Source organism: Geomonas sp. RF6 (assembly GCF_021044625.1).
Classification (GTDB): Bacteria; Desulfobacterota; Desulfuromonadia; order Geobacterales; family Geobacteraceae; genus RF6.
This window is the reverse complement of the sequence record NZ_CP087999.1, coordinates 2,223,929-2,246,113: the sequence shown is the minus strand read 5'-3', so window position 1 is coordinate 2,246,113 and position 22,185 is coordinate 2,223,929. Positions and strand designations below refer to the sequence as shown.

Sequence of the window (22,185 nt, the reverse complement as noted above, 5' to 3'; positions counted from 1 at the left end):
GAGGGAATCGCCATGACCCCTATCTCTCGACGCCTCTTTGTTTTCGGCGGAGCGCCCCTTTTCCCCTACCTCTACCTCGAAAGACTCGCGGTCGCGATAAAGAGATATCAAATCCCGGTAGTGAGCCTTCCTGCGGAGTTCGACGGCTTCACCATCCTGCACCTCACCGATCTGCACGACAAGGAATTCGGCCGCGACGGCTCCGAGCTCCTCGCCCTTCTCGACACCGAGCAGTTCGACGTCGTCGCGCTCACCGGCGACCTCGTGGTGAGCGCCACCTCCCTTCTCACCCCCGCACTTCGCCTGGTGGAGGGGCTGAAGTCGCGCCCCGTTTTCGCGGTGAGCGGAAATCACGAATGGAATTCGGAAAGGGGGGAGGAAATCTGTGAGAAGCTGCGGCAGGCAGGGGCAGAGGTCCTTTCAAATACTTCGCACACCTTCAGAAAAGGCGCCGGCCGCCTGAGCATCGTGGGGGTGGACGACCCGGTAACGGGGAGGGCGAGTCTCAGGAAGGCCCTGTCGACGGCGACGGGGGAGGGGCCGCGCCTGCTGCTGGCCCATTCCCCCCAGATATACGAGGAAGCTGTACAGGAAAAGGTCGACGTAGTGCTTGCGGGGCATACTCACGGGGGGCAGCTGCGCCTTCCGGTTTTCGGCGCCCCTTACGTCCCCTCCATGGGGATCTTCCCCCCGTACGACTACGGCGTGTACAGCTCGGGGAAGACGAGCATGATCGTTAATGCAGGTCTCGGGGAGAGCCTCCTTCCGGTACGATTCAACATCAGGCCGGAGGTCGTCCTCGTTTCTATCTTCCGTGCCACGACTCCCCACCCCCACCCGGTGCCGCTCGCTCCGCGGGCAGAGGAGGAGATGACGCAGAGGGCATATTCCTTCCGCTAATCCCCCTTGAAGAGGAAGCGGCTGAGGAACCCGCGACGCTGCTCCGAGCCGACGGCGAATCCGTCCATCTCGTCGTCCGATTCAGGGAGGGGATCCTTCGGCCGCTGCGCTCCGCGGTCATGGAGCACGACCGCCACCGTTTCGCCGTGCTCCACCGTTGTCACTGGTGACTGCGGCATCGTCTCCTTCTTCTCCGGCGCGGCGTGTGAAGGCTCGGGGTGAAGGGATATCTCGTTTGCCCTCGCCTCACATTCCCCCATGAGGGTACAGTAGATATCCTTCAGGGTGGCAGGATCATAGCCAAACTTGATCTCGTCGACGTTACAGACCTTCGCCAGCTGGTGCACCATCATCCGCACTGCCGCATCCTGCTCGGCGCCGATCCCTTCCCGCGCCGCCTCATCGGAAGCCTCCACCAGCGACCTCGCGATCGCCCGCACGTTGCGCGCACCTTGCATGATTCCCAGGGCATCCTTATGCCGCTTCATGGCTTCCCTCCTCAGTGGGGGAGCTACCCCACGTATCCGGCGATTATCTCCGCGATCCTGTCAGCGCTGTTTCTGGCATTGTTGAAGATCAGGTGGTACAGAGTCGGGTCCCCAAGGTCCCGTCCCAGGAAATCCCGTATGAAGGCATCGCGCCGCCGCTGCTTTGTCTCGATCATTTCGTACGCCTCCTCGGTCGAGACGTCGCACCTCCTGGTAATGGACTTCACCTTGAAGGCCATCGGGGCGACAATTCGGAAATGGTAGCAGTTTTCCATGTTTTGGGTAAGGATGGCGGCGCCGCGCCCGACAAGGATCACGTTCCCCTTTTGGGCCAGGAGAGTTATCTGGCGGCAAAGGAGCCTGTAGTAATCCTTGTCGCTCTTCCAGCGCGGCGAAAAGGTGGAGAACATGTCGTCTAAAAAACGGTTCTTGCTGCTGATATTGCTCAGGAGCTCCTCATTGAGGTCGTGGTTGCGGGCCACCGCCTCCAGGAGGGCCTTGTCCATCACCGCCCAAGGCATCCCCGTCTTTGCTTCGAGAAGAGCCTGCACCTTCTCCGCGACAGGATACCCTTCACAGCCGAACTCCCTGGTGAGGGTAATGGCCGGGTGCATGAAGTCCTGCTTCGCGTCGTACTCCCTCAGGGTTCTGCGCCGTCCCTCAAGGATAGCCTCCAGTCTCTTCTCGATGGACGGGATCAATACTCTCCCAGCCATAGCGCCCCCCCTTCCGCACATGAGTACCCCTGTCGCAAATACAAATTAGGCCCCCTTTCACCCCACCCGTCAACCCCCGCACCGCTCTAAAAAAAGCCTCACCGTCCCCTTTTACGAAAGTTCAATCGGAAATTCGGGGGGGAGCGTCGGTACATTGCCACGAGCAGAAGGCGTAACGTTCCCCCCTTTGCGAAGGGGGGGCAGGGGGGATTTGATCTTCAAGTCTCCTCAGCCTGCTTAACAGTACATCTCGGTCGTCGAACCGCAGTGCTGCGGAAGTCTAAAGATCAACGACATAGGCCCCACCACTTTTTTGCAAATTGCCCTGACACAACAGTTGCGCGGTTTCAGGACGGTCCTCGCTAGTCAAATCCCCCCTGTCCCCCTTCGCAAAGGGGGGGACGCGAGGCCTCGTGCGCCCTTCATTGGAAACGATTACGACTTCCCCGAATTCTCGGATGAGCCTTCGCGAAGGGGGGCCAGGGCGGGATTTGCTCTTTGTGACGTCACAGTGGCCTCTGCCAACCGATGAAAGGGGACGAACCCTTCCGCCGTTCCCTTTGCGTCCTTTGCGTCTTTGCGGTTCGCAAACTGCCTTTCGCCTCTGACTTTGCCAGTGGGCGTGGCCGCGCTCGGCTCTGTGCGTTATCATGGGGCAATGAACCTGCTATGGCTGCCACTTACACTCCTCTCCGCCCTTTTCCTCGCCACCAGTGACGCGCTGACGAAGAAAGCGCTGGCGCGGCACAACGACTATCTTGTCATGTGGCTGCGGCTGCTGCCGACGGTCGCCCTCGCCCTCCCCCTCTTTTTCGGCGAGCGCCCGTACCTTTCCCGCGACTTCATCACCTGCGTCGGACTCGCGCTCCCCCTGGAGGCGGTTGCCTTCGTCCTCTACATAAAGGCGCTGAAGCTCTCACCGCTCAACCTCACCCTCCCCTTCCTCTCTCTCACTCCGGTCTTTCTCCTTGTCGTCCCGGCGATCGTACTGAAGGAGCGCATCTCCTTCATCGGGGGAGCCGGGGTCCTTCTCGTCGCGGCGGGAAGCTATCTCCTCAACCTGCAAAAAGGGAGGCACGGCGTGCTCGCCCCCTTGAAGGCGATCAGGGAGGAAAAGGGCTCCCTTTTCATGATCGCCGTCGCCGTCATCTATACCTTCACCTCCACCCTCGGCAAGCGCGCCATCGCCCTCTCCTCCCCCCTTACCTTCACGGAAATCTACCTTCCCGCCCTCGCTCTCCTCATCACCCCCCTGGCCCTTTACAAAGGGAGAAGGGAACTTTCCGCCATCACCAAAGATGGCGCCATAAGGGCCGCCGCCCTCCCCGCACTCTGCTATGCCCTGCAGGCCATCAGCCACTCCTACGCCATCGACATCGCAAACGTCGCCTATATGATCGCCGTGAAGCGGACCAGCCTCCTCTTCGGCGTGCTGTACGGCAGGGTGCTCTTTCGCGAGGAGGGGCGCCTTTTCTCCACCATCCTCATGCTGATCGGGGTCTTCCTGATCGTTATCGGCGGATGACAAGCCCTGTCGGCGATTTGACAACACCCTGCGCCCACGCCCTTCAATTAATTGACTCACCCCCGTCACGTTCATGAAGGAGGCGAGAGGTGCACCGGGCACCGGGGGGAAGTGGCAAGGGAGCCGCGCGCTGAAGCTGCCGGAAAGGCAGCGATTTTGCGATGTCGCACGCCCCTTCGGTTCCTGCCGCGCTGATCGAGGCCTCCATCAGCGGCCAGGCAGCTCTTCCCCGATGGCACGTCCCTTGCTGTGGAGACGTCGTCGCAGCGCGCCGCGGCGCACTTTCACAAATACACGGAGAATCACCATGAGCCAGCTCGTTTGCCGCCCCACTGGCGGAGCAGTCGACCATGCCGCACAAATGCCGAAGATCACCGTCCTCGTCGCAGTAAGGAACGAAGAGGCGCACCTGAGGGAGTGCCTTACTGGGCTCATGGAGCAGAGTATCTCCGACGCCGTCGAGGTCATCGTGATCGACCGGGCGTCCCAGCAGTCGGAATGGGCCATCGTCGCGGAGATGCAGAGACGCTACGACAACATAACCGCCGTACGGACCGGCCGGATCGGGGTCTGCGCCGCCTGGAACCTGGGGGCGAAGATCGCTTCCGGCCGCTACCTCATGGTGCTCGAAGCAACGGACCGGCTCAAGTGCGACGCACTGGAGCTGCTGGCCGCCGCGCTCGACGAGAACGCCGACGCCATGCTCGCCTACGGTGACACCTGCTTTACCACCATCCCCCACGAGAGCTTCGAGCGGCACACCAGCTTCGGCAAGATGATCTGGCCGGACTACACGGTGCAGCAGCTCAGCCAGATATCCCTTGTCGCCCCGCACCCCATGTGGCGCCGCGACGTGCACGACACGATCGGCTGGTTCAAGTCCGAAGACGAAGATGCGCCGCTGCGTAACCTCATGCTGCAGGTCGTTCGCCGCTTCCGCATGCTGCATGTCGACCGTTTCACCGGGCTGAAGCTCGTCGCTTCCGACAGCAGACTCAGCCCCGTCGCTGAAAGCACATCGATCCCCCTCCCGGAAACGCAACCTTCTCAGCCGGTGCAGGCACCCGCTGCCGAAGCCACGCCGGAGGAGGCATATGCCTCCATAGAGAAGGCGCTCCAGGAAGGGAACGAGGAGGGGGCGCTGCAGGGGCTGCGCCGTCTGGTGGCACGCTATCCTGACCACGCCACCGCCCACAATGACCTCGCCGCCCTCAGCTACGGGATGGGGAATGTTGCCGACGCGGTGGAGCATTACGAAGCCGCCGTGCGACTCGCCCCGCAGGAGAGCGTCTTCCAGAAAAACCTGGCCGATATCTACTTTGTGGAAGCTGGCAGGACCGACGAGGCGATCGCGATCTACCTCAAGCTCCTGCAGGACTCCCCCCGCGACGTGGAGACGCTTCTCAACCTCGGCATCATCAGCGAGGCGATCAGCCACCCCGCAGAGGCGGAAAGTTTCTACCAGAGGGGGCTGGAGATCGAGCCGTGGAACCAGGTGCTGCGCGAGCGCGTCACGGCGCTGCGGACGCTCGAACCGAAGGTCGAGCAGAGCGCAGAGGAGCGCTACGCGGCGGCACAGGTGCTGGTCGCCGATGGCGCCTTCGCAGAGGCGCATGACGCCCTGGAAAATCTCGTTGCGGTATTTCCCGACTTCGCCCTCGCCCACAACGATCTCGCGGTACTGAGCTACCAGAGCGGCGAGAAGGAGAAGGCGCTGGCCCACTACAGAAAGGCTGCTGAGCTTGCCCCGGAAAACAGCGTTTTCCAGAAAAACCTCGCCGACTTCTACTTCGTGGAGGGGGACAACCCGGACGGAGCCATCGCCATCTATCTCGCGGAGCTGCGCAAGGAGCCGAGGAACGTCGAGACGCTCATGAGCCTCGGCAAGATCTGCGAAATGCTGCAAAGGGAAGAAGAAGCCCGCTGCTTCTACGACAGGGTTCTGCAACTGGAGCCGTGGAACATGGAGGCTCGGGAGAGCCTGAAGCTGGTGGCGTAAGGGCGACGGCACAAGACGCGTTACAGAGAGGCCCCCGCGCCAACGGCACGGGGGCCTTTCATGTAGGCCGGAATAAGCGGAGCGTTTCCGGCATGTTAAATCCCCCCTGTCCCCCCTTCGCAAAGGGGGGAACGTGAGGTCACTTGCAGTGGCACGGGCAACGTTTTCCTGGCTCGTCGAAATTTCCGTGAACCAAGAAAAAACCGCTAAAGTTTTCCTCGACGCCTGCCGATACAGGCGGCATCCGAGAGAAAGGTAGAAAAAGTCATGGCTTACGATGCATTTTCCACAACGGACGGTCTTTTCTCCTCTATCATCACCTCGCCCGACCAGCAGGCGCAGTTGGCGAACAGCGCCGCCACCAGCGGCCTGAACTATTACAAGGACAAGAAGTACGACCGTGCCGTCACTGCATTTCAGCGCGCCATCGCGCTCGATCCGCAGTCGACGCAGTCGTACAACTTCCTGGCCAACACCTACCTCGCGCAGAAGAAGACGACCGAGGCCATCAAGACCTACAAGACCTCCCTCGCCATCGATCCGAGCCAGGACAAGACCCACGTCAACCTGGCAAACATCTACTTGCAGAACAAGCAGTACAAAGAGGCGGAGAAGGAGTTCAAGGAGGCGATCAAGCTGAACCCGACCGACACGGTCGCGCCCTACACCCTCGGCCAGGCCTACCAGCAGCAGGGAAAATATGCAGAGGCGGAGGCGCAGTTCAAGAAGGTCATCAAGATGGCGCCGAACGACCCGAACCCCTACTACGCCCTCGGCATGACGCTTAACAAGGAGAAGAAGTACGAGGAGGCCGTAAAGCAGCTCACCCAGGCCATCAGGATCCGTCCGAAGATGGCGTCGGCCCACCTCGAGCTCGGCACAGCGTACGCTGCGCTCGGCGACACCACCAAGGCGAACAAGGAGGTCGATATCCTCACAGGGATCGACCCCGCGCAGGGGTATCTCCTCAAGAAATCGATCGCGCAGCCGAGGATGCTGGTCACCGGCAGCGAGATCGACTGGGCCAGCGGCCTCGGCCCCAACACCCAGCTCTATGCGCTCGACCCAACCCTCATCACGCCGGGAAAGTCCGCAGAATTCACCATGACCTTCTACTTCGACAGCAAGATGGACCAGGCCTCCGTGCAGGACCCGAACAACTGGACCATGAACAAGGCGTCGGGAGGGGTGGCGGGGTACTACAACAACACGCTGGCCATCGCACCGACCGAAGCCTACATCCCTCAGAACCCCACCCGGGTGGTGTACGACCCCACGGGTCAACAGGCGACGGTGACCTTCATGATCAGCCAGAACGCCGAAGGCAACGCCACCATCGACCCGTCCCACATGGTCTTCAAGTTCTCCGGAAAGGACATCAAAGGAAGGAGCATGGATCCCACCGGGGACGAGTACGACGGCTACGCGCAGGCGTTCTTCTAAACCGGGAAATCATCAGCAAGTTATCCAAGGGGTCAGGCTCAACAGCCTGCCCCCTTTTTTTCTTTTCTGGCGAGCGAGTAGAATTTCCCATGAACCGCTAAAGGCGCCCTCGCGTTCCCCCCTTTGCGAAGGGGGGACAGGGGGGATTTGCTCTTTGCCTTTCCCCCGCACCCCTTCAAACTTTTGACACCAGCCGCACCATCCCGCCCTAAACTACCGTCACGCCAGCACTTTCAGATGCGGCACACCCCTTGCAGCCTCCCCGGCATTCGCAGCTCCCTACAGGTCGCAGTGTCAAAACCTCCCACCTCCGTGGACGCGCACCGAACAATGATGGAGCTTCAGGAAAATGCGGGCGCGGCCCCACCCCCTGATTCCCTTTTAACCGGCAAAGGAAGAAAGGCAGCATGCAGAGCGGAACCCTCTACTGGATCACCGGCCTCTCCGGAGCCGGGAAAACCACCATCGGCAAAGCGCTGTACCAGGAGTTGAAAACCACGAGGCAGCATGTGGTCTTCCTCGACGGCGACGTGCTGCGCACCGTCTTTGGCGACCTGCACGGGCACACGGTGGAGGACAGGAAAAAGCTCGCCCACAGCTACGCGAACCTCTGCAAGATGCTGACGGAGCAGGGGATCGACGTCGTCTGCTCCACCATCTCCCTCTTCAGGGAGGTGCACGAGTTCAACCGCGCGAACATCGGGAAGTACCTGGAGATCTTCGTCGACTGCGACTTCGACGAGTTGGTCAGAAGGGACCAGAAGGGGATCTACTCGAGGGCGCTGCGGGGAGAGCTGAAGGACATCATCGGCATCGACCTGCCATACGACAGGCCCGCCAACTGCGATCTCGTCATCGACAACACCCTCCGCGACAATCTCGCCCGGAAAATAGAGGCCATATTAAACCTAAAGGAAAGGCAACCATGAAAGATCTCGTCGAAAAGCACTGGGACTACTCCCTCCACGCGAAGTACTACGAATACCGCCCCAACTACAACCCGAGAGCGATCGACCTGCTGGCCCAGTACGTCGGCAGCACCGGCTCCGCCGACTTTGTCGTGGCGGACCTCGGAGCCGGCACCGGGAACCTCACGATCATGCTCCTGGAGCGCGGCGTTTCCGTGGTCGCAGTGGAGCCGAACGACCAGATGCGCGGCTTCGGGATCGAGCGCACCGCGGAGTCGAGCCAGGTGAAGTGGGTGAAGGCGAACGGCACCGAGACGGGGATCGCCGACGCCACCGCCAACTGGGTCACCTTCGGCAGCAGCTTCAACGTCATGGACCGCACCCTGGCGCTCAAGGAGGCGCACCGCATCCTCAAGCCCGGCGGCTACTTCTCCTGCATGTGGAACCACAGGAACCTGCACGACCCGATCCAGGAGCAGGCGGAAAACATCATCGTGAGCTTCGTCCCCGACTACGACCGCGGCGTGCGCCGCGAGGACCAGCGCCCGGTACTGGAGGAGCACGAGCACCTCTTCGGCGAGATACTCTACCTCGAGTCGGACTTCGTGGTCCCGCGCACCATCGACCAGTACATCAGCGCCTGGAGAAGCGTGAAGAACAAGTACTGGGACTTCGCTACCGAGGAGGGCGCCGCGCTTTTCGGGAAGATCACCGAAGCGATGCGCAAGGAGCTCCCGGCCGAGTTCACCATCCGCTACACCACCAGGGCTTGGACCGCGCAGCGGGTGGGGTAAGAAGATGGCGGCGCTGTCTCTGAGCACGAAGGGAAAGACCCTCGAAGACCTGGCCCTCCTGGTCCGCAGCTGGCGGGCCCTGCCGGTATTGCGCCTTACGGTGGCGGAGGTCAGAAACGACCTTTCCGCCGCGGTGGAGCGCATCCAGCGGCAGATGGCGGAGTCGCACCTCGTGGTGCGCTCCTCGGCGAGCGCCGAGGATAACCTCGCCACCTCCAACGCCGGTCACTTCCGCTCCGTCCTCGACGTCCCCCGTGACGACGGCGACGCCATCGCCCGGGCGCTGCATGCGGTCATCGAGTCGTACGGCGAGTGCTCCGAAAGCGAGGAGCTCTTCGTGCAGCCGATGCTGCGCCAGGTTTCCATGTCGGGGGTGGTCTTCACCGCCGACGTGGACACCCTCGCTCCCTACTACGCCATCAACTACGACGAGAGCGGCAGGACCGACTCCGTCACCGGCGGCGACACGACGTGCAGGAGCTACATCCACTTCAAGGGGGCACCGCTCCCGCCGGAGGACCCGGCGCTGCGCGCGGTGACCCTTGCCTGCTCGGAGATCGAGGCGCTGTGCGGCAACACGGCGCTCGACATCGAATTCGCCATCAGCGCAGGCGAGCTGTACATCCTGCAGGTGCGCCCCATCACCCGGCACGGCAAGGACGACCTCTCGGCCCTCGATCTCAAGGACTCCCTCAACAAGATGCACCGCAAGATCGAGAAGCTCTCCGCCCCCCACCCGAACCTGCTCGGAGAGAAGACGATCTTCGGAGTCATGCCCGACTGGAATCCGGCGGAGATCATCGGGCTGCGCCCCCGGCAGCTCGCGCTCTCCCTCTACAAGGAGCTCGTCACCGACAGCGTCTGGGCCTACCAGCGGGACAACTACGGCTACCGCAACCTGCGCAGCCACCCGCTCCTCGTCTCCTTCCTGGGGATGCCGTACATCGACGTCAGGGTCGACTTCAACTCCTTCATCCCCAAGGAGCTGGACGAGCAGATCGCCCGCAAGCTCGCGGACTACTACCTGAACAAGCTCGACCTCTGCCCCGAGTTGCACGACAAGGTGGAGTTCGAGATCGTGCACTCCTGCTACTACCTGAACCTTCCGGAAAAACTCCAGGAGCTGGAGAGCCACGGCTTCAACCGCAACGAGATCCGCCGCATCGAGTTCGCCCTCCTCGATCTCACCAACGGCGTCCTCGACGCGAGCCAGGGGCTGTACAAGGCGGACCTCGCGAAGATCGAGGAGCTGAAGAAGCACCACGCCGCGATCCACACCTCGGACCTCACCCCCATCGAGAAGATCTACTGGCTGGTGGAGTACTGCAAGAGATACGGCACCCTCCCCTTTGCCGGCGTCGCCCGGGCAGCCTTTATAGCGGTCCAGTTCCTCGGCTCCTTCGTGGAGGCCGGGGTCATGACGAAGGAAGAGCGGGGAAGCTTCCTCGCCTCCCTCAATACCGTCTCCAAGCAGCTGCAGACCGCCCTTTGCCGCCTCTCCGCCGGGACCCTCACCAGGGAGGAGTTTTTCCGGGAGTTCGGCCACCTGCGCCCGGGGACGTACGACATCCTCTCCCCGAGCTACCGCGAAAACTTCGACCAGTATTTCTCCAGGATGAGCGAGTCCGGCTGCCCCCACGGTGCCTACAGCTTCACGGAGGAGCAGAAGGGGCAGATCTCCCAGCTCCTGAGGGAAAACGGGATCCGCGCCGACGCCGACGGACTCCTCTCCTTTATGGTGCAGGCGATCGAGGGGAGGGAGTACGCGAAGCTCACCTTTACCCGTACCCTCAACGACATCCTCGGCCTCATCGGCGAGCTTGGTACGAGCTACGGCGTGAGCCGCGACGACCTCTCGTACCTCGACGTCAGGACGGTCCTCTCCCTTTACTCAGCGCTCGACCACAGGGACCTGAAGGAGATACTCCTCGCCGACATCGCGGTGAACCGCAAGCTCTACGGCTACACCCGGGCCATCAAGCTCCCCGCGGTGATCAGGAAGGCATCGGACGTCTACGGCTTCCACGTGGAGGCGGAGACGCCGAACTACATCACCCTCGGCAGGGTCATCGCCGAGTCGGCCCGCGAGTCGGAGATAAACGGCGCGGAGATCTCCGGCAAGGTCGTCTTCATCCGCTCTGCGGACCCCGGCTACGACTTCCTCTTCTCCAGAAAGATCGCCGGGCTGGTGACACAGTTCGGGGGGGCGAACTCCCACATGGCCATCCGCTGCGCCGAGCTCGGCATCCCCGCTGTGATCGGCGCCGGAGAAAAGAATTTCACCGACTGGTCCCGCGCCGGGACGCTGGAGATCGACTGCGCCGGAAGACAGGTGAGGCTCATCGCATGAAAAAGATCGCCCTGACCCAGCGGCTGGTGGAGGTAGCGGAATATCCTGAGACGCGCGACGCCCTCGACCTGCGCTGGGGGCCGCTCTGCCACGAGCTCGGAGTCCTGCCGGTAATACTTCCCACCGGGTACGACTTCCTCCCCTACTTCGAGAAGATCGGCATAGACGGCGTGGTGCTTACCGGAGGAAACGACCTCTCCTGCTGCTCCGGGTCGCCCCTCTCCGCCCGCAGGGACGATTTCGAGAAGAGGCTCCTCGCCTGCGCCATCGAGCGCGGCGTCCCCGTCGTGGGGATCTGCCGCGGCATGCAGCTCATCGGGGACTACTTCGGAGCCTCGCTCCAGCGGGTGGCAGGCCATACCGGCGGCGCCCGCCACGGCCTCACGGTGGATGAAGAGTCGCGCTACGGGGGTCTCCTGCGAGAGCTCGGCCCGGTCAACTCGTACCACTCGTACGCGCTTACCGACGTGCCGGAGCCGCTCCTTGTGGTGGCAAGGAGCGAGGACGGGGTAGTGGAGGCGGTTCAGCACCGCGAGCTGCCGGTTTTTGGACAGATGTGGCACAGCGAAAGGGAGGGGGCGGCCCAACCCGCCGAACTCGCCCTACTCACCGCAGCCCTCAGGCTGGAAGGAGTGTAAATGAAGGGAATCATCCTCGCTGCCGGAAGGGGCAGCAGAATGCGGGAGCTCACCAACGACCGCCCCAAGGGAATGGTGGAGGTCGCGGGAAAGACCCTGCTGCAATGGCAGATGGCTGCCCTGAAAGGCGCCGGGATCAACGAGATCTACATCGTGAGGGGTTACCTGGGCGACGCCATCCCCTACTCCGAGCCGACCTACCTGGAGAATCCCCGCTGGGAGAGCACCAACATGGTCTCCTCCCTCCTTGCCGCCTCCGAGCTCCTCTCCGCCGACGACTGCGTGGTGAGCTACGCCGACATCATCTACCCCGCGGAGACGGTGCAGCGCCTCATGGGGGGCCGCGGCGACATCAGGATCACCTACGACACGCAGTGGCTGGAGCTCTGGCAGAAGCGCTTCGCAGACCCCATCGACGACGCGGAGACCTTCCGCCTGAACGCCAACGGCACGCTCGCGGAGATCGGCCAGAAGGCGCGCACCGTCGCCGAGATAGAGGGGCAGTACATGGGGCTTCTGTACTTCTCGCCGCAGGGGTGGCGCCGGGTCGTGCAGACCCTGCAGCAGCTCCATGAGGAGAGGGTCGATCGCCTCGACATGACCACCATGCTGCGCACCGTCATGGCGCACACGCCGGTGCACGCCGTCCCGGTCGATGGCGGCTGGTTCGAGTTCGACGGCGCCTCCGACATCGACGTCTTCAACGAGATGGGCGGGTACGCGTGGACAAGATAGCGTTCATCATCCACACGAAGGAGATGTACCACCACTACGCCAACGTGTTCCGGATGCTGAACCCCAACGAGCTCGACGTGGTCCTCTTCGACCACCTCCTCGGCGACGCCGAGTTCATGGGGAAGCTCTCCGGGATCAACACGGTCCCCCTCTCCTCGGTGCACGGCGCCTACAAGTACCGTTACCTCGTCTCCAACCACTATATGGACATGAACGGCGGCACGAGCCTCATCAAGCGGATCGGCGAGTGCAACATCAGGTTCATGTACGGCCTTGGCGACGCGAAGTGGAACTACGCCGACTGGAACGCGCTGTACGACTACATCCTCTGCTTCGGCCCCTACCAGGCGGAGCGGCTCGACTTCACCGGCGGGGTGAAGCTCCAGATGGGATACCCCCGCTACGACGCCTACTTTCAGGAAAAACCGGAGAGGGAGCCGCTGCAGCGAAAGTTCGGCTGCAACCCCGGGAAGAAGACGATCGTGTGGCTCCCCACGCGGGGGAAGCTCTCCTCCGTCCCGATCTACCTCTCAGCCATGAGCGCGCTTACGGACCGCTTCAACATAGTCCTGAAGCCCCACCCGCTCGACCTGGAAGAAGGGAGCGGGATCGCGGCGTCCCTCCGGGGCGCCGGGCTCACCCACCTCATCGACTACATGGTGGACAACACGGAGCTGTACCAGGCCGCCGACTACATCCTTGCCGACTACGGCGGGATCATCTTCTCCGCACTGTACCTGGACAAGAACCTGCTCCTCCTGAACGTACCCGGCGCGGAAAGCGACCCCAACATCGGGGGGAGCAACTCCGAGGACATCGTCATCAGGGGATTCCTGCGCAGCGTCGACCCCGGCGAGCGGGACCGGATTGGTGAGATCCTCTCCGACGAGAGGGAGTGGCAGATGCAGAAGATAAAGCGCGGCAGCCTACGCAAGATCTTTTTCGCCTCCTACGACGGCTGCTCCGCGGCGGTGGCGGCGTCCACCCTGAACGCCATCAGGCAGATCGAAAACAAGAAAGGGCTGTTTGCGCGTAGCAACGGCTGACGTGGAGGAATCATGACCAAGCTCAACTTTGCCCTGCTCGGCTGCGGCCGGATCGCCAGAAAACATGCGGAGATCCTCTCCCGGGAGCTCCCCGGCGCGCAACTCGCCGCGGTGTGCGACATAAAGATCGACCGGGCGCGTGAGTACGGCGAGCGCTACGGAGTCCCCTGGTTCACCGACCTGCACGTCATGATGCAGACGATGGGGGACCGCCTCGACGTCGTCAATATCCTGACCGAGAGCGGCAACCACGCCCGCCACACCCTCGAGCTCGCCCCGTACGGGAAGCACCTCGTGGTGGAGAAGCCGATGGCGCTCACCCTGCACGACGCCGACGCCATGATCCGCGCCTGCGACCGCGCCGGTATCAAGCTCTTCGTGGTGAAGCAGAACCGCTACAACGCACCGGTGCTGAAGGTGCGGGAGGCGCTGGAGAAGGGGCGCTTCGGAAGGCTCGTGATGGGGACGGTGCGGGTGCGCTGGTGCCGCCCGCAGGCCTACTACGACCAGGACGCCTGGCGCGGCACCTGGAAGATGGACGGCGGGGTCTTCACCAACCAGGCGAGCCACCACATCGACCTCCTGGAGTGGATGCTCGGCGAGCCGGAGTCGGTCTTCGCGAAGTCGACCACGGCGCTCGTGGATATCGAGACCGAGGACACCGGCGTCGCCATCATCCGCTTCACCAGCGGGGCCCTCGGGATTGTGGAGGCGACGACCGCCGCCCGCCCGAAGGACCTGGAGGGGTCCTTGTCCCTTCTCGGGGAGCGCGGCACCGTGGAGATCGGCGGGTTCGCCGTGAACGAGATGAAGGTGTGGAACTTTGCCGACGCTACCGAGGAGGATGCGGCGGTGCTGGACTGCAGGCAGGCTCCCCCGAACGTGTACGGCTTTGGCCACCTGCCGTATCTCGCCTCCGTGGTGAGCTCGATCAAGGGGGAGGCCCCCGCGCTGGTGGACGGCCTCGAGGGGCGCAAGTCGCTGGAGCTGATCATGGCGATCTACGAGTCTATCGAGACGGGGCGGGAGGTATTTCTCCGCTTCCGCGCGGAGAAGTGCAGGCTGGGGAGAGCGGCGTAAGGAAAGAACCTCGCTTCATGCCAAACCGCCTCCCCCACGTCCCCTCCCTTTCAAGGGGAGGGACAGGGTGGGGATGGGGTTCATCCAGCGCCGGAAAAGAAAGTGCGGAGGCAGGTTCAGCGCCCCCCCTCGAGACAAGGAGCGTCAATGGCTGATCCGATCATAAAAACCGCAGGCATCGTCGACGTAGAGTTCGGCGAGGGGGTCACCGTCGTGCAGCCCGTCAACCTGTACGGCTGCAGCATCGGCGCCGGGAGCTTCATCGGCCCCTTCGTGGAAATCCAGCGCGGAGTCGTCATCGGCCAGCGCTGCAAGGTCCAGTCGCACGCCTTCATCTGCGAGCTCGTGGAGATCGGTGATGATTGCTTCATCTCCCACGGCGCCATGTTCATAAACGACACCTTTGCCACCGGCGGCCCGGCCCGCGGCGACCGCACCCTCTGGAAAGGGACCCGTATCGGTAACCGTGTCTCCATCGGGACCAACGCCACGGTCCTCCCGGTATCCATTGCCGACGACGTCGTCATCGGCGCGGGAGCGGTAGTCACCCGCGACATCGACGCCCCGGGGATCTACGCGGGAAACCCGGCCCGCCTCATTAGGGAAATAACGCCATGAAAGTCCCCTTTCTCGACCTGCACCGGCAGTACCTCTCCATAGCAGCCGATATAGATGCCGCGATCCGCTCCGTCATCGCCGAATCCGCCTACATCGGCGGCAAGCACGTCAAGTCCTTCGAAGACTCCTTCGCAGGGTACCTCGAGGCCGACCACTGCATCGGGGTCGGCAACGGCACCGACGCACTGGAGATCGCGCTGGCAGCCCTCGAGCTTCCCGACGACGCCGAGGTCATCGTGCCGGCCAACAGCTTTATCGCCACCAGCGAGGCGGTGACCCGCGCCGGATACCGCGTCGTCTTCTGCGACGCCCTACCCGGTTCACATACACTCGACCTCGCCGACGCCGAGCGCCGCGTCACCGAAAAGACCCTCGCCATCATCCCGGTGCACCTCTACGGCCGCCCCTGCGATATGGACGGCGTCATGGCGCTTGCCCGGCGGCACGGCCTGAGCGTCATCGAGGACTGCGCCCAGGCCCACGGCGCGCTCTACCGCGGGCGCCGCGTCGGCACCTTCGGCGACTTCGGCTGCTTCAGCTTCTACCCCGGGAAGAACCTCGGCGCCTACGGCGACGCCGGCGCCATCGTCACCAACGACGAGGAACTGGCCACCGCGAGCCGCATGATCGCCAACCACGGCAGGATCGCCAAGTACGACCACCGTTTCGAGGGGCGCAACTCCCGGCTCGACGGGATGCAGGCGGCGATCCTCTCCGTGAAGCTCACGCACCTCGAAAAGTGGACCGAGCTGCGGCGCGCAAACGCCGAGACCTACCGCACCCTCCTCGCAGGCGCCGACATCCTCCTCCCCCAGGAAGAGCCTGAGGCGCGCCACGTCTACCACCTCTTCGTGATAGAGAGCGGGCGCCGGGAAGCGCTGAAGGAAGGGCTGCACAGGGAGGGGATCGAGACGGGTATCCACTACCCCATCCCCCTCCCCCTCCTGCAGGCATATGCCGACCGCTTCGACTCGGCGGGGTATCCTGCCGCGAGCGCCGCAGCGGGACGAATCCTCTCGCTGCCGATGTCGGCTGAGCTCACGCAGGAGCAGGTCTGCCACGTCGCCTCCACCCTCCTTCGGCTCCAGGGAGGCGCCTGATGTGCGGCATCGCAGGGATCTATAGCTTCCGGGGCACCGTGGAGCGCCGCGACATCGACGCCCTCACCGATGCCCTCGCGCACCGCGGCCCGGACGGCCGGGGGATCCACCTGGAGCCGCAGCTCGCCCTCGGGCACCGGCGCCTCGCCATCCTCGACCCGCGCGAGGTCGGCGCCTGCCCCATGCGCTACCGCACCCCGGACGGCCGCGAGCTCTTCATCACCTTCAACGGCGAGGTATACAACTTCCTGGAAATCCGCGCCGAGCTGGAGGCGCAGGGATACCGCTTCGCCACCGAGACCGACACGGAGGTCATCGTCGCCGCCTACGCCCGCTGGGGGGAGGAGTGCCTCACCCGCTTCAACGGCATGTGGGCCTTTGCCGTATGGGAATCGGCGAGGAAAACCCTTTTTCTCGCCCGCGACCGCTTCTCGGTAAAGCCCCTCTACTACGCGGTGCACGACAACGCCCTCATCTTCGCCTCAGAGATGAAGGCCTTCAGCGCCCTTCCCGGCTTCCCCGCGCAGCTCGACGTCAACGTCGTCCCCGATCTCCTCGCCAATTCCTACGCGCTGGAAGGGACCCGCGAGGAGACCCTGATGGCGGGGGTGAAGCGCCTTCTGGGGGGCCACTGCCTCACCGTCAACGGCGACGGGAGCGCCACCATGCGCCGCTGGTGGGACTCTTCCGCGCATCTGCCGCAGGTAGCAGCGACCTACCGGGAGCAGGTGGAGGAATTCCGCGAGCTCTTTTTCGACGCGCTGCGGATCAGGATGCGCTCCGACGTGCCGCTCGGCACCTGCCTGAGCGGCGGGATCGACTCCAGCGCCGTCGCCTCCGGCATGGCGTGGCTGAAAGGGAACGACGCCGCGTCCCTCAAGAGATGCCCCGAAGACTGGCAGCGCTCCTTCATCGCCACCTTCCCCGGCACCATGCTCGACGAGCGGCAGTACGCGGACGAGGTCGTCGGCCACACCGGCGCCGTCCCCCGCTACTGGGTCTTCGACCCGGAGGAGGCGGTTTCCCACGTGGTCGACTCGGTGTGGGCCATGGAGGAAGTCTACGGCGGGCTCGCCGTACCTGTGTGGTGCATCTACCGCGAGCTGCGCCGCGACGGCGTCTATGTCTCCCTCGACGGCCACGGCGGCGACGAGCTCCTCGGCGGCTACACCTGGTACCTCGACTGGCCGATGGAGCGGGTGAACGAGAACCTGTACAACGACGTGCACTACACCCTCCTGCCGGCGATCCTCAGAAACTACGACCGCTGCTCCATGGCGCACGGCATCGAGGTGCGCATGCCCCTTCTGGACTGGCGCCTGGTAACGTACGCCCTGGCGCTCCCCCCTTCCGCGAAGATGGGGGGAGGGTACACGAAGAGGGTGCTGCGCGACGCGCTGGAGGGGATCATGCCGGATCGGGTGCGCCAGCGACAGTCGAAGATCGGCTTCAACTCCCCCATGATCGAGTGGTTCAACGGCGGGATGGCGCCGCTCATCGACAAGGTCACCTCCCACAAGCTCTGGCTCGACTCCCCCTTCTGGGAGGGGCGGGCCATGCGCGAGCACATCATGGCGAAGACCCGCGCCCGGGGTTGGAGCCGCGCCGACTGGGGGGAATCGCTCCGGGTGTGGACGCTCATGAACCTGGTCCTCTGGCAGATGCTCTTCGTCGAGAAGACCGACCCACGCAACCTGTAAAAGGGACCGTCATGAAATTCCTGCAGATCGTCAATTTCTACTCCTCCTACCTCGATGACTTCTACGCGCAGCGCCCGGGGCTCGCCGGAGAAGCGTACCAGAAGCAGCTCTCGGCTCTGGTGGCGGACGGCTTCGGGGGCTCGCACCTTTTCGCTCCCTACCTCGGGGAGTTCGGCTACGACGCGAACCTGGTGATCGCCAACTGCGAGCCGCTGCAGCGCCGCTGGCTGGCGGAAAACGCGCCGCTGCAGGGGTGCGGCGACATCATGCAGGTCCTGCTGATGCAGGTGGAGATGCTAAGGCCGGAGATCATCTACATCTCCGACCCGATCTGCTTCGACAGCCGCTTTGTCCGCGCCCTTTCGTACCGTCCGCGGCTCGTACTGGGGTGGCGCGCGGCGAGCGTCCCTGCGCAAACCGACTGGTCCGACTTCGATCTCATCCTTTCCAACTTCAAGTTCGGGCTGGAGCTCGCGGTGAAGCACGGCGCGCGGGGGCGGGAATTCTTCATGCCCGGTTTTCCCCCTCACATCGCGCAGACCGTAGCATCGGAGGAGAAGAGGCACGACGTCGTCTTCACCGGGCAGGTCACCGGCGAGCACGGCGCGCGACGCGAGGTGCTGAACCACGCCTCCAAGGCGCTTCTTACCGACGACCGCTCCTTTTCCCTCGCCTACTTCATCCCCGGGTCGATGGACCGGCTGGAAGCAGGGATCGCCATGCGCAACCATGGCGGTGTGTGGGGGATGGATATGTACCGCACCCTGCGCCGGGGGCGCATCGCTCTCAACGTGCAGATCGACATCGGCGAGGACCAGGCAGGCAACATGCGCCTCTTCGAAGCGACCGGGAGCGGGAGCTTCCTCCTCACCGACTACCACCCCAACATCAGCCGCTACTTCGAGCCGGGACGCGAGCTGGAGACGTACGCCTCGCCGGGGGAGCTGATCGAGAAGGTGCACCACTATCTCGCCCATTCTGAAGAGCGGGAGGCGATCGCCAGGAGGGGACAGGAGCGCTGCCTGCGGGAGTACTCCATGCAGAAGCGCGCGGCGGAGCTCGATGCCATCATCCGGAAGTACCTTCCGGCTTCAGTGACCGCGCCGTCTGCTGCGGCAGCCGCACCGGCAGAGGGCGCCATGGCGCGCTTCGAGGCGCTGCAGAGGCAGAAAGAGGAAGCGCTGCAGAGGCGCCTTACCTCATCAGTGGCAAAGGGCCCTGAAGTTCCCGCGGCACCGGCGCCCCCGACCGATGATCTTGCGGCGGCGTTCCCCGAGGTGTCGTTCGGGACGCTGGTCCAGGTGCTCGGCATGAGGAATATCTCCATCGGCGAGGGGAGCTGCATCGGGGACTGCAGCTGGCTGAATGTGTGCGTGCGGGACGAGCACGTCCGGCTGCGCATCGGACGCTGCGTCCTCGTCGGCCGGCAGGGGATGATCTCCACCGGAGGGACGCTGGAGATCGGCGACTACTGCGTCTTTGCGCCGCGCGTGTACATCTCCGACGCCGACCATATCTACACCGACATCATGCAGCCGGTCATCCAGCAGGGCGCGACCCTGAACCGCAGGGTTGTCGTCGAGGAAAACTGCTGGCTCGGCATCAACACGGTCATATCCGGGAATCTCACCGTCGGACGCGGGAGCGTCATAGGCGCCAACGCCGTGGTGACAAGGGACATCCCTCCGTTCTCCGTCGCGGTGGGGAATCCCGCGCAGATCGTGAAGATGTACTCCCCGCGCACGGGAGGGTGGGAGAGGACGCGCACCGCAGAGGATATCGAGAGGATTGTGGAGGAAAGGCGTCAGGTAGGGATACCGTCTCGCGAAGAATACCGGGAAATCCTGCGCCGCAACGCGCTGGTCACCCGGCTCGACCCGATCCTCACGGGGCGCGGGAACCTTTAGGTACGTGGCGGCCCAGCCGCCATAGACTACGCGGCTCGCGCCGCGGCTACAGGCTGGAAGCCTGTGCTCCAGCGCGGCTTCAGCCTTGTCCGCCGCGGGGAACGATGTTGCCGGATTGTGGCGGGTGCCATTCACACTGGAGCGCAGGCATCTTGCCTGCGATGGCGGCCCCAGCCGCCACAAGTCGTTCAAAGTTTTGACTGCCACCGCAGACTCTGAACCGCTGCAATACCAAGCAGTTATAGCAGCCACCAGATGGCACGCCCGTTGCAGCCACTGCAAGACCTCCGACGACCTTATAATTCAAGACCTGACCCCGGGGTCAGGTCTTGAATTGTGACTTTATTTTCCTACTCAAACGCACTTGCCAAAGAAGCAGCCGAACCAAAAGGAGCAGGGATGTTACAGAGCATTTTCGACCACGGCGCCAACCACTACGGCCCCGTAATCCTCACCCCCACGACCCTCGCCAGGATCGCCACCAGCGAACAGACCTGGGGGGAGATCCTCTCCTTTCACGGGGAGCTCGCCAGTGACGAGTACGTCCGCTACGTCGACGCCTTCTACCGGGAGAGCCGCGCCCGCTTCGGCAAGGAGTGGCATTACCTCGACATCGTAAACGTCCTCTACGCCATCGCCAAAACGATCAAGCCCCGCACCTACATGGAGATCGGCGTGCGGCGCGGCAGGTCGGCGTGCGCCGTCGCACACGGCTCCCCCTCCACGGTCATGGTCGCCTTCGATATGTGGCAGCAGAACTACGCGGGGATGGAGAATCCCGGGCCGGAGTTCGTGAAGAGCGAGCTGGCAAAGCATGGCCATACCGGGGAGCTCTACTTTGTGAACGGCAACAGCCACGAGACGGTTCCCGCCTTCTTCCAGAATAACCCGCTGCTGAGCCTCGACCTCATCACGGTGGACGGCGACCACACCGAGGACGGCGCCTTCGACGACCTCAAAAACGTGATCCCGCGCCTCTCCGTCGGCGGGGTACTCGTCTTCGACGATATCTGCCACCCCGCCCATACCTACCTCCTGAAGGTTTGGCAGCGCGCCATGGCGGAGTTTCCCTTCCTCACCCACTACGAGTACACCGAATCGGGGTACGGCGTGGCCTTCGCCATACGGACCCGCTGATGACGGTCGAACGCGTCCTCGTTACCGGGGCGGGCGGGTTCCTCGGCTCGCACATCGCCCGCTATTTCGGCGAGGCAGGGCACGCCGTCGCTGCGGTCGGACGCTTCAACGCGACGCCGGCGGCCTCCCTTGCATACCCGAACCTGTGGAAGTTCTGCGGCATGACCCTCCCGGACGAGACGTTCCACGCACTGATCAAGGAGTTTCGCCCCACCCTCCTCGTGCACTGCGCCGGGACGGCGTCGGTGGTCGATTCGGTGCGCGATCCGTACGCCGATTTCCGAAAGACGGTGGAGGTACTCGCCTTCACCCTCGAATCGGTGCGCGTCCACGCCCCCGACTGCCGCTTCGTCCTCCTTTCCAGCGCGTCGGTGTACGGTAACCCCGATACCCTGCCGATCCCGGAGCACGCGCCGCAAAAGCCGGTTTCTCCCTACGGCTACCACAAGGTCATGAACGAGACGCTGGCCAAAGAGTACGCCACGCTGCACGGCCTGAAGGTGGCGGTGCTGCGCATCTTCTCCGCCTACGGGGAGAGGCTGGAAAAGCAGGTCGTGTACGACATCTGCCGCAAGTTCTCGGACCCCTCCACGAGCGAGGTGGAACTCTTTGGTACCGGAAGGGAGAGCCGCGACTTCGTTCACGCAAGCGACGTGGCCCGGGGGGTGGAGTGCCTGCACAGGGCGGACGCCTCCGGCATCTACAACATGGCAGCGGGGGTGCAGACGACGATGGCTGAGCTCGCCGCCATCATCGGGGGACACTTCGGCAACCGCAAGAGGATCGTTTTCAACGGAAAGGTCCGCCAGGGGGATCCGCTGAACTGGCAGGCTTCCATCGCCAAGATCGCCGCCCTCGGCTTCGCCCCGCAGGTCGGTCTCGATGAGGGACTGGCCCGCTACGTCGACTGGTTCAACTGGACGGAAAAAGAGAGGTTTGCATCAAATGACTCAAAGACTGCGAGTGGGAATCCCCATCATCGGGGGGACGGCATGGCTCGGCGGCGTGTGCTACATCGAGCACCTGGTGAAGGCGCTATCCTCCCTGCCGGAGCCGGAACGTCCCGAACTGTACCTGATACTGAATGAGTTCAGCCTCCCG

The 22,185-nt window shown here is 63.6% G+C and carries 19 protein-coding genes; 17 read left to right on the top strand and 2 right to left on the bottom strand.

Features of this window, described 5'->3' with window-relative positions:
• The first annotated feature begins 12 nt into the window (after positions 1–12).
• Positions 13–900: a metallophosphoesterase gene (locus LPW11_RS09675; RefSeq protein WP_230997916.1), complete on the top strand. Its 888-nt coding sequence runs from the start codon at positions 13–15 to the stop codon at positions 898–900.
• Here LPW11_RS09675 and LPW11_RS09670 read toward each other — a convergent pair.
• Together LPW11_RS09670 and LPW11_RS09665 are read right to left on the bottom strand one after the other, a co-directional pair.
• Positions 897–1,388: a hypothetical protein gene (locus LPW11_RS09670; RefSeq protein ID WP_230997915.1), complete on the bottom strand. Its 492-nt coding sequence runs from the start codon at positions 1,386–1,388 to the stop codon at positions 897–899. The two genes, LPW11_RS09675 and LPW11_RS09670, sit on opposite strands and share 4 nt — an antisense overlap.
• Positions 1,389–1,411: 23 nt before the next feature.
• A complete protein-coding gene (locus LPW11_RS09665; RefSeq protein ID WP_230997914.1) occupies positions 1,412–2,104 on the bottom strand; it encodes a cytidylate kinase-like family protein in 693 nt (230 codons plus the stop codon).
• Positions 2,105–2,762: 658 nt separating this feature from the next.
• On the opposite strand from LPW11_RS09665, the gene LPW11_RS09660 reads away from it, so the two are divergent.
• From LPW11_RS09660 to LPW11_RS09585, 16 genes are all read left to right on the top strand, one after another.
• The gene (locus LPW11_RS09660) at positions 2,763–3,629 is read left to right on the top strand and encodes a DMT family transporter (RefSeq protein ID WP_230997913.1); all 867 of its coding nucleotides are present in this window, start codon (positions 2,763–2,765) and stop codon (positions 3,627–3,629) included.
• A 307-nt stretch (positions 3,630–3,936) separates the two neighbouring features.
• On the top strand, positions 3,937–5,628 hold the full coding sequence (locus tag LPW11_RS09655; protein WP_230997912.1) for a tetratricopeptide repeat protein: 1,692 nt from the start codon (positions 3,937–3,939) through the stop codon (positions 5,626–5,628).
• A gap of 267 nt (positions 5,629–5,895) precedes the next feature.
• Positions 5,896–7,071, top strand: a complete 1,176-nt coding sequence (locus tag LPW11_RS09650) for a tetratricopeptide repeat protein (RefSeq protein ID WP_230997911.1) — start codon at positions 5,896–5,898, stop codon at positions 7,069–7,071.
• Positions 7,072–7,478: 407 nt separating this feature from the next.
• Positions 7,479–8,000, top strand: coding sequence for an adenylyl-sulfate kinase (locus LPW11_RS09645; protein WP_230997910.1), 522 nt, complete (start codon positions 7,479–7,481; stop codon positions 7,998–8,000).
• The gene (locus LPW11_RS09640; RefSeq protein ID WP_230997909.1) at positions 7,997–8,773 is read left to right on the top strand and encodes a class I SAM-dependent methyltransferase; all 777 of its coding nucleotides are present in this window, start codon (positions 7,997–7,999) and stop codon (positions 8,771–8,773) included. Before LPW11_RS09645 ends, LPW11_RS09640 begins: the two co-directional genes overlap by 4 nt.
• 4 nt (positions 8,774–8,777) lie before the next feature.
• Positions 8,778–11,123 (top strand): PEP/pyruvate-binding domain-containing protein, encoded by a 2,346-nt coding sequence (locus LPW11_RS09635; protein ID WP_230997908.1) that lies wholly within the window; start codon positions 8,778–8,780, stop codon positions 11,121–11,123.
• A complete protein-coding gene (locus tag LPW11_RS09630; protein WP_230997907.1) occupies positions 11,120–11,761 on the top strand; it encodes a gamma-glutamyl-gamma-aminobutyrate hydrolase family protein in 642 nt (213 codons plus the stop codon). Before LPW11_RS09635 ends, LPW11_RS09630 begins: the two co-directional genes overlap by 4 nt.
• Positions 11,762–12,496 carry a phosphocholine cytidylyltransferase family protein gene (locus LPW11_RS09625; RefSeq protein WP_269145403.1) on the top strand — a complete coding sequence of 245 codons (735 nt, stop codon included), beginning with the start codon at positions 11,762–11,764 and terminating at the stop codon, positions 12,494–12,496.
• Positions 12,484–13,542 (top strand): CDP-glycerol glycerophosphotransferase family protein, encoded by a 1,059-nt coding sequence (locus tag LPW11_RS09620; protein ID WP_230997906.1) that lies wholly within the window; start codon positions 12,484–12,486, stop codon positions 13,540–13,542. The genes LPW11_RS09625 and LPW11_RS09620 overlap by 13 nt, the downstream gene beginning before the upstream one ends.
• A 12-nt stretch (positions 13,543–13,554) precedes the next feature.
• Positions 13,555–14,622 carry a Gfo/Idh/MocA family protein gene (locus tag LPW11_RS09615; protein ID WP_230997905.1) on the top strand — a complete coding sequence of 356 codons (1,068 nt, stop codon included), beginning with the start codon at positions 13,555–13,557 and terminating at the stop codon, positions 14,620–14,622.
• Between the two features lie 147 nt (positions 14,623–14,769).
• Entirely contained in the window at positions 14,770–15,240 is a 471-nt protein-coding gene (locus LPW11_RS09610; RefSeq protein ID WP_230997904.1) for an acyltransferase, read from the top strand.
• Positions 15,237–16,340, top strand: coding sequence for a DegT/DnrJ/EryC1/StrS family aminotransferase (locus tag LPW11_RS09605; protein WP_230997903.1), 1,104 nt, complete (start codon positions 15,237–15,239; stop codon positions 16,338–16,340). The genes LPW11_RS09610 and LPW11_RS09605 overlap by 4 nt, the downstream gene beginning before the upstream one ends.
• Positions 16,340–18,040, top strand: a complete 1,701-nt coding sequence (gene asnB / locus LPW11_RS09600) for an asparagine synthase (glutamine-hydrolyzing) (RefSeq protein WP_230997902.1) — start codon at positions 16,340–16,342, stop codon at positions 18,038–18,040. The genes LPW11_RS09605 and asnB overlap by 1 nt, the downstream gene beginning before the upstream one ends.
• An 11-nt stretch (positions 18,041–18,051) precedes the next feature.
• Positions 18,052–19,947: a glycosyltransferase family protein gene (locus LPW11_RS09595; RefSeq protein ID WP_230997901.1), complete on the top strand. Its 1,896-nt coding sequence runs from the start codon at positions 18,052–18,054 to the stop codon at positions 19,945–19,947.
• 399 nt (positions 19,948–20,346) lie between these two features.
• Positions 20,347–21,084 carry a class I SAM-dependent methyltransferase gene (locus tag LPW11_RS09590; protein WP_230997900.1) on the top strand — a complete coding sequence of 246 codons (738 nt, stop codon included), beginning with the start codon at positions 20,347–20,349 and terminating at the stop codon, positions 21,082–21,084.
• Positions 21,084–22,172 (top strand): NAD-dependent epimerase/dehydratase family protein, encoded by a 1,089-nt coding sequence (locus tag LPW11_RS09585; RefSeq protein WP_230997899.1) that lies wholly within the window; start codon positions 21,084–21,086, stop codon positions 22,170–22,172. The genes LPW11_RS09590 and LPW11_RS09585 overlap by 1 nt, the downstream gene beginning before the upstream one ends.
• Positions 22,173–22,185 lie beyond the last annotated feature (13 nt).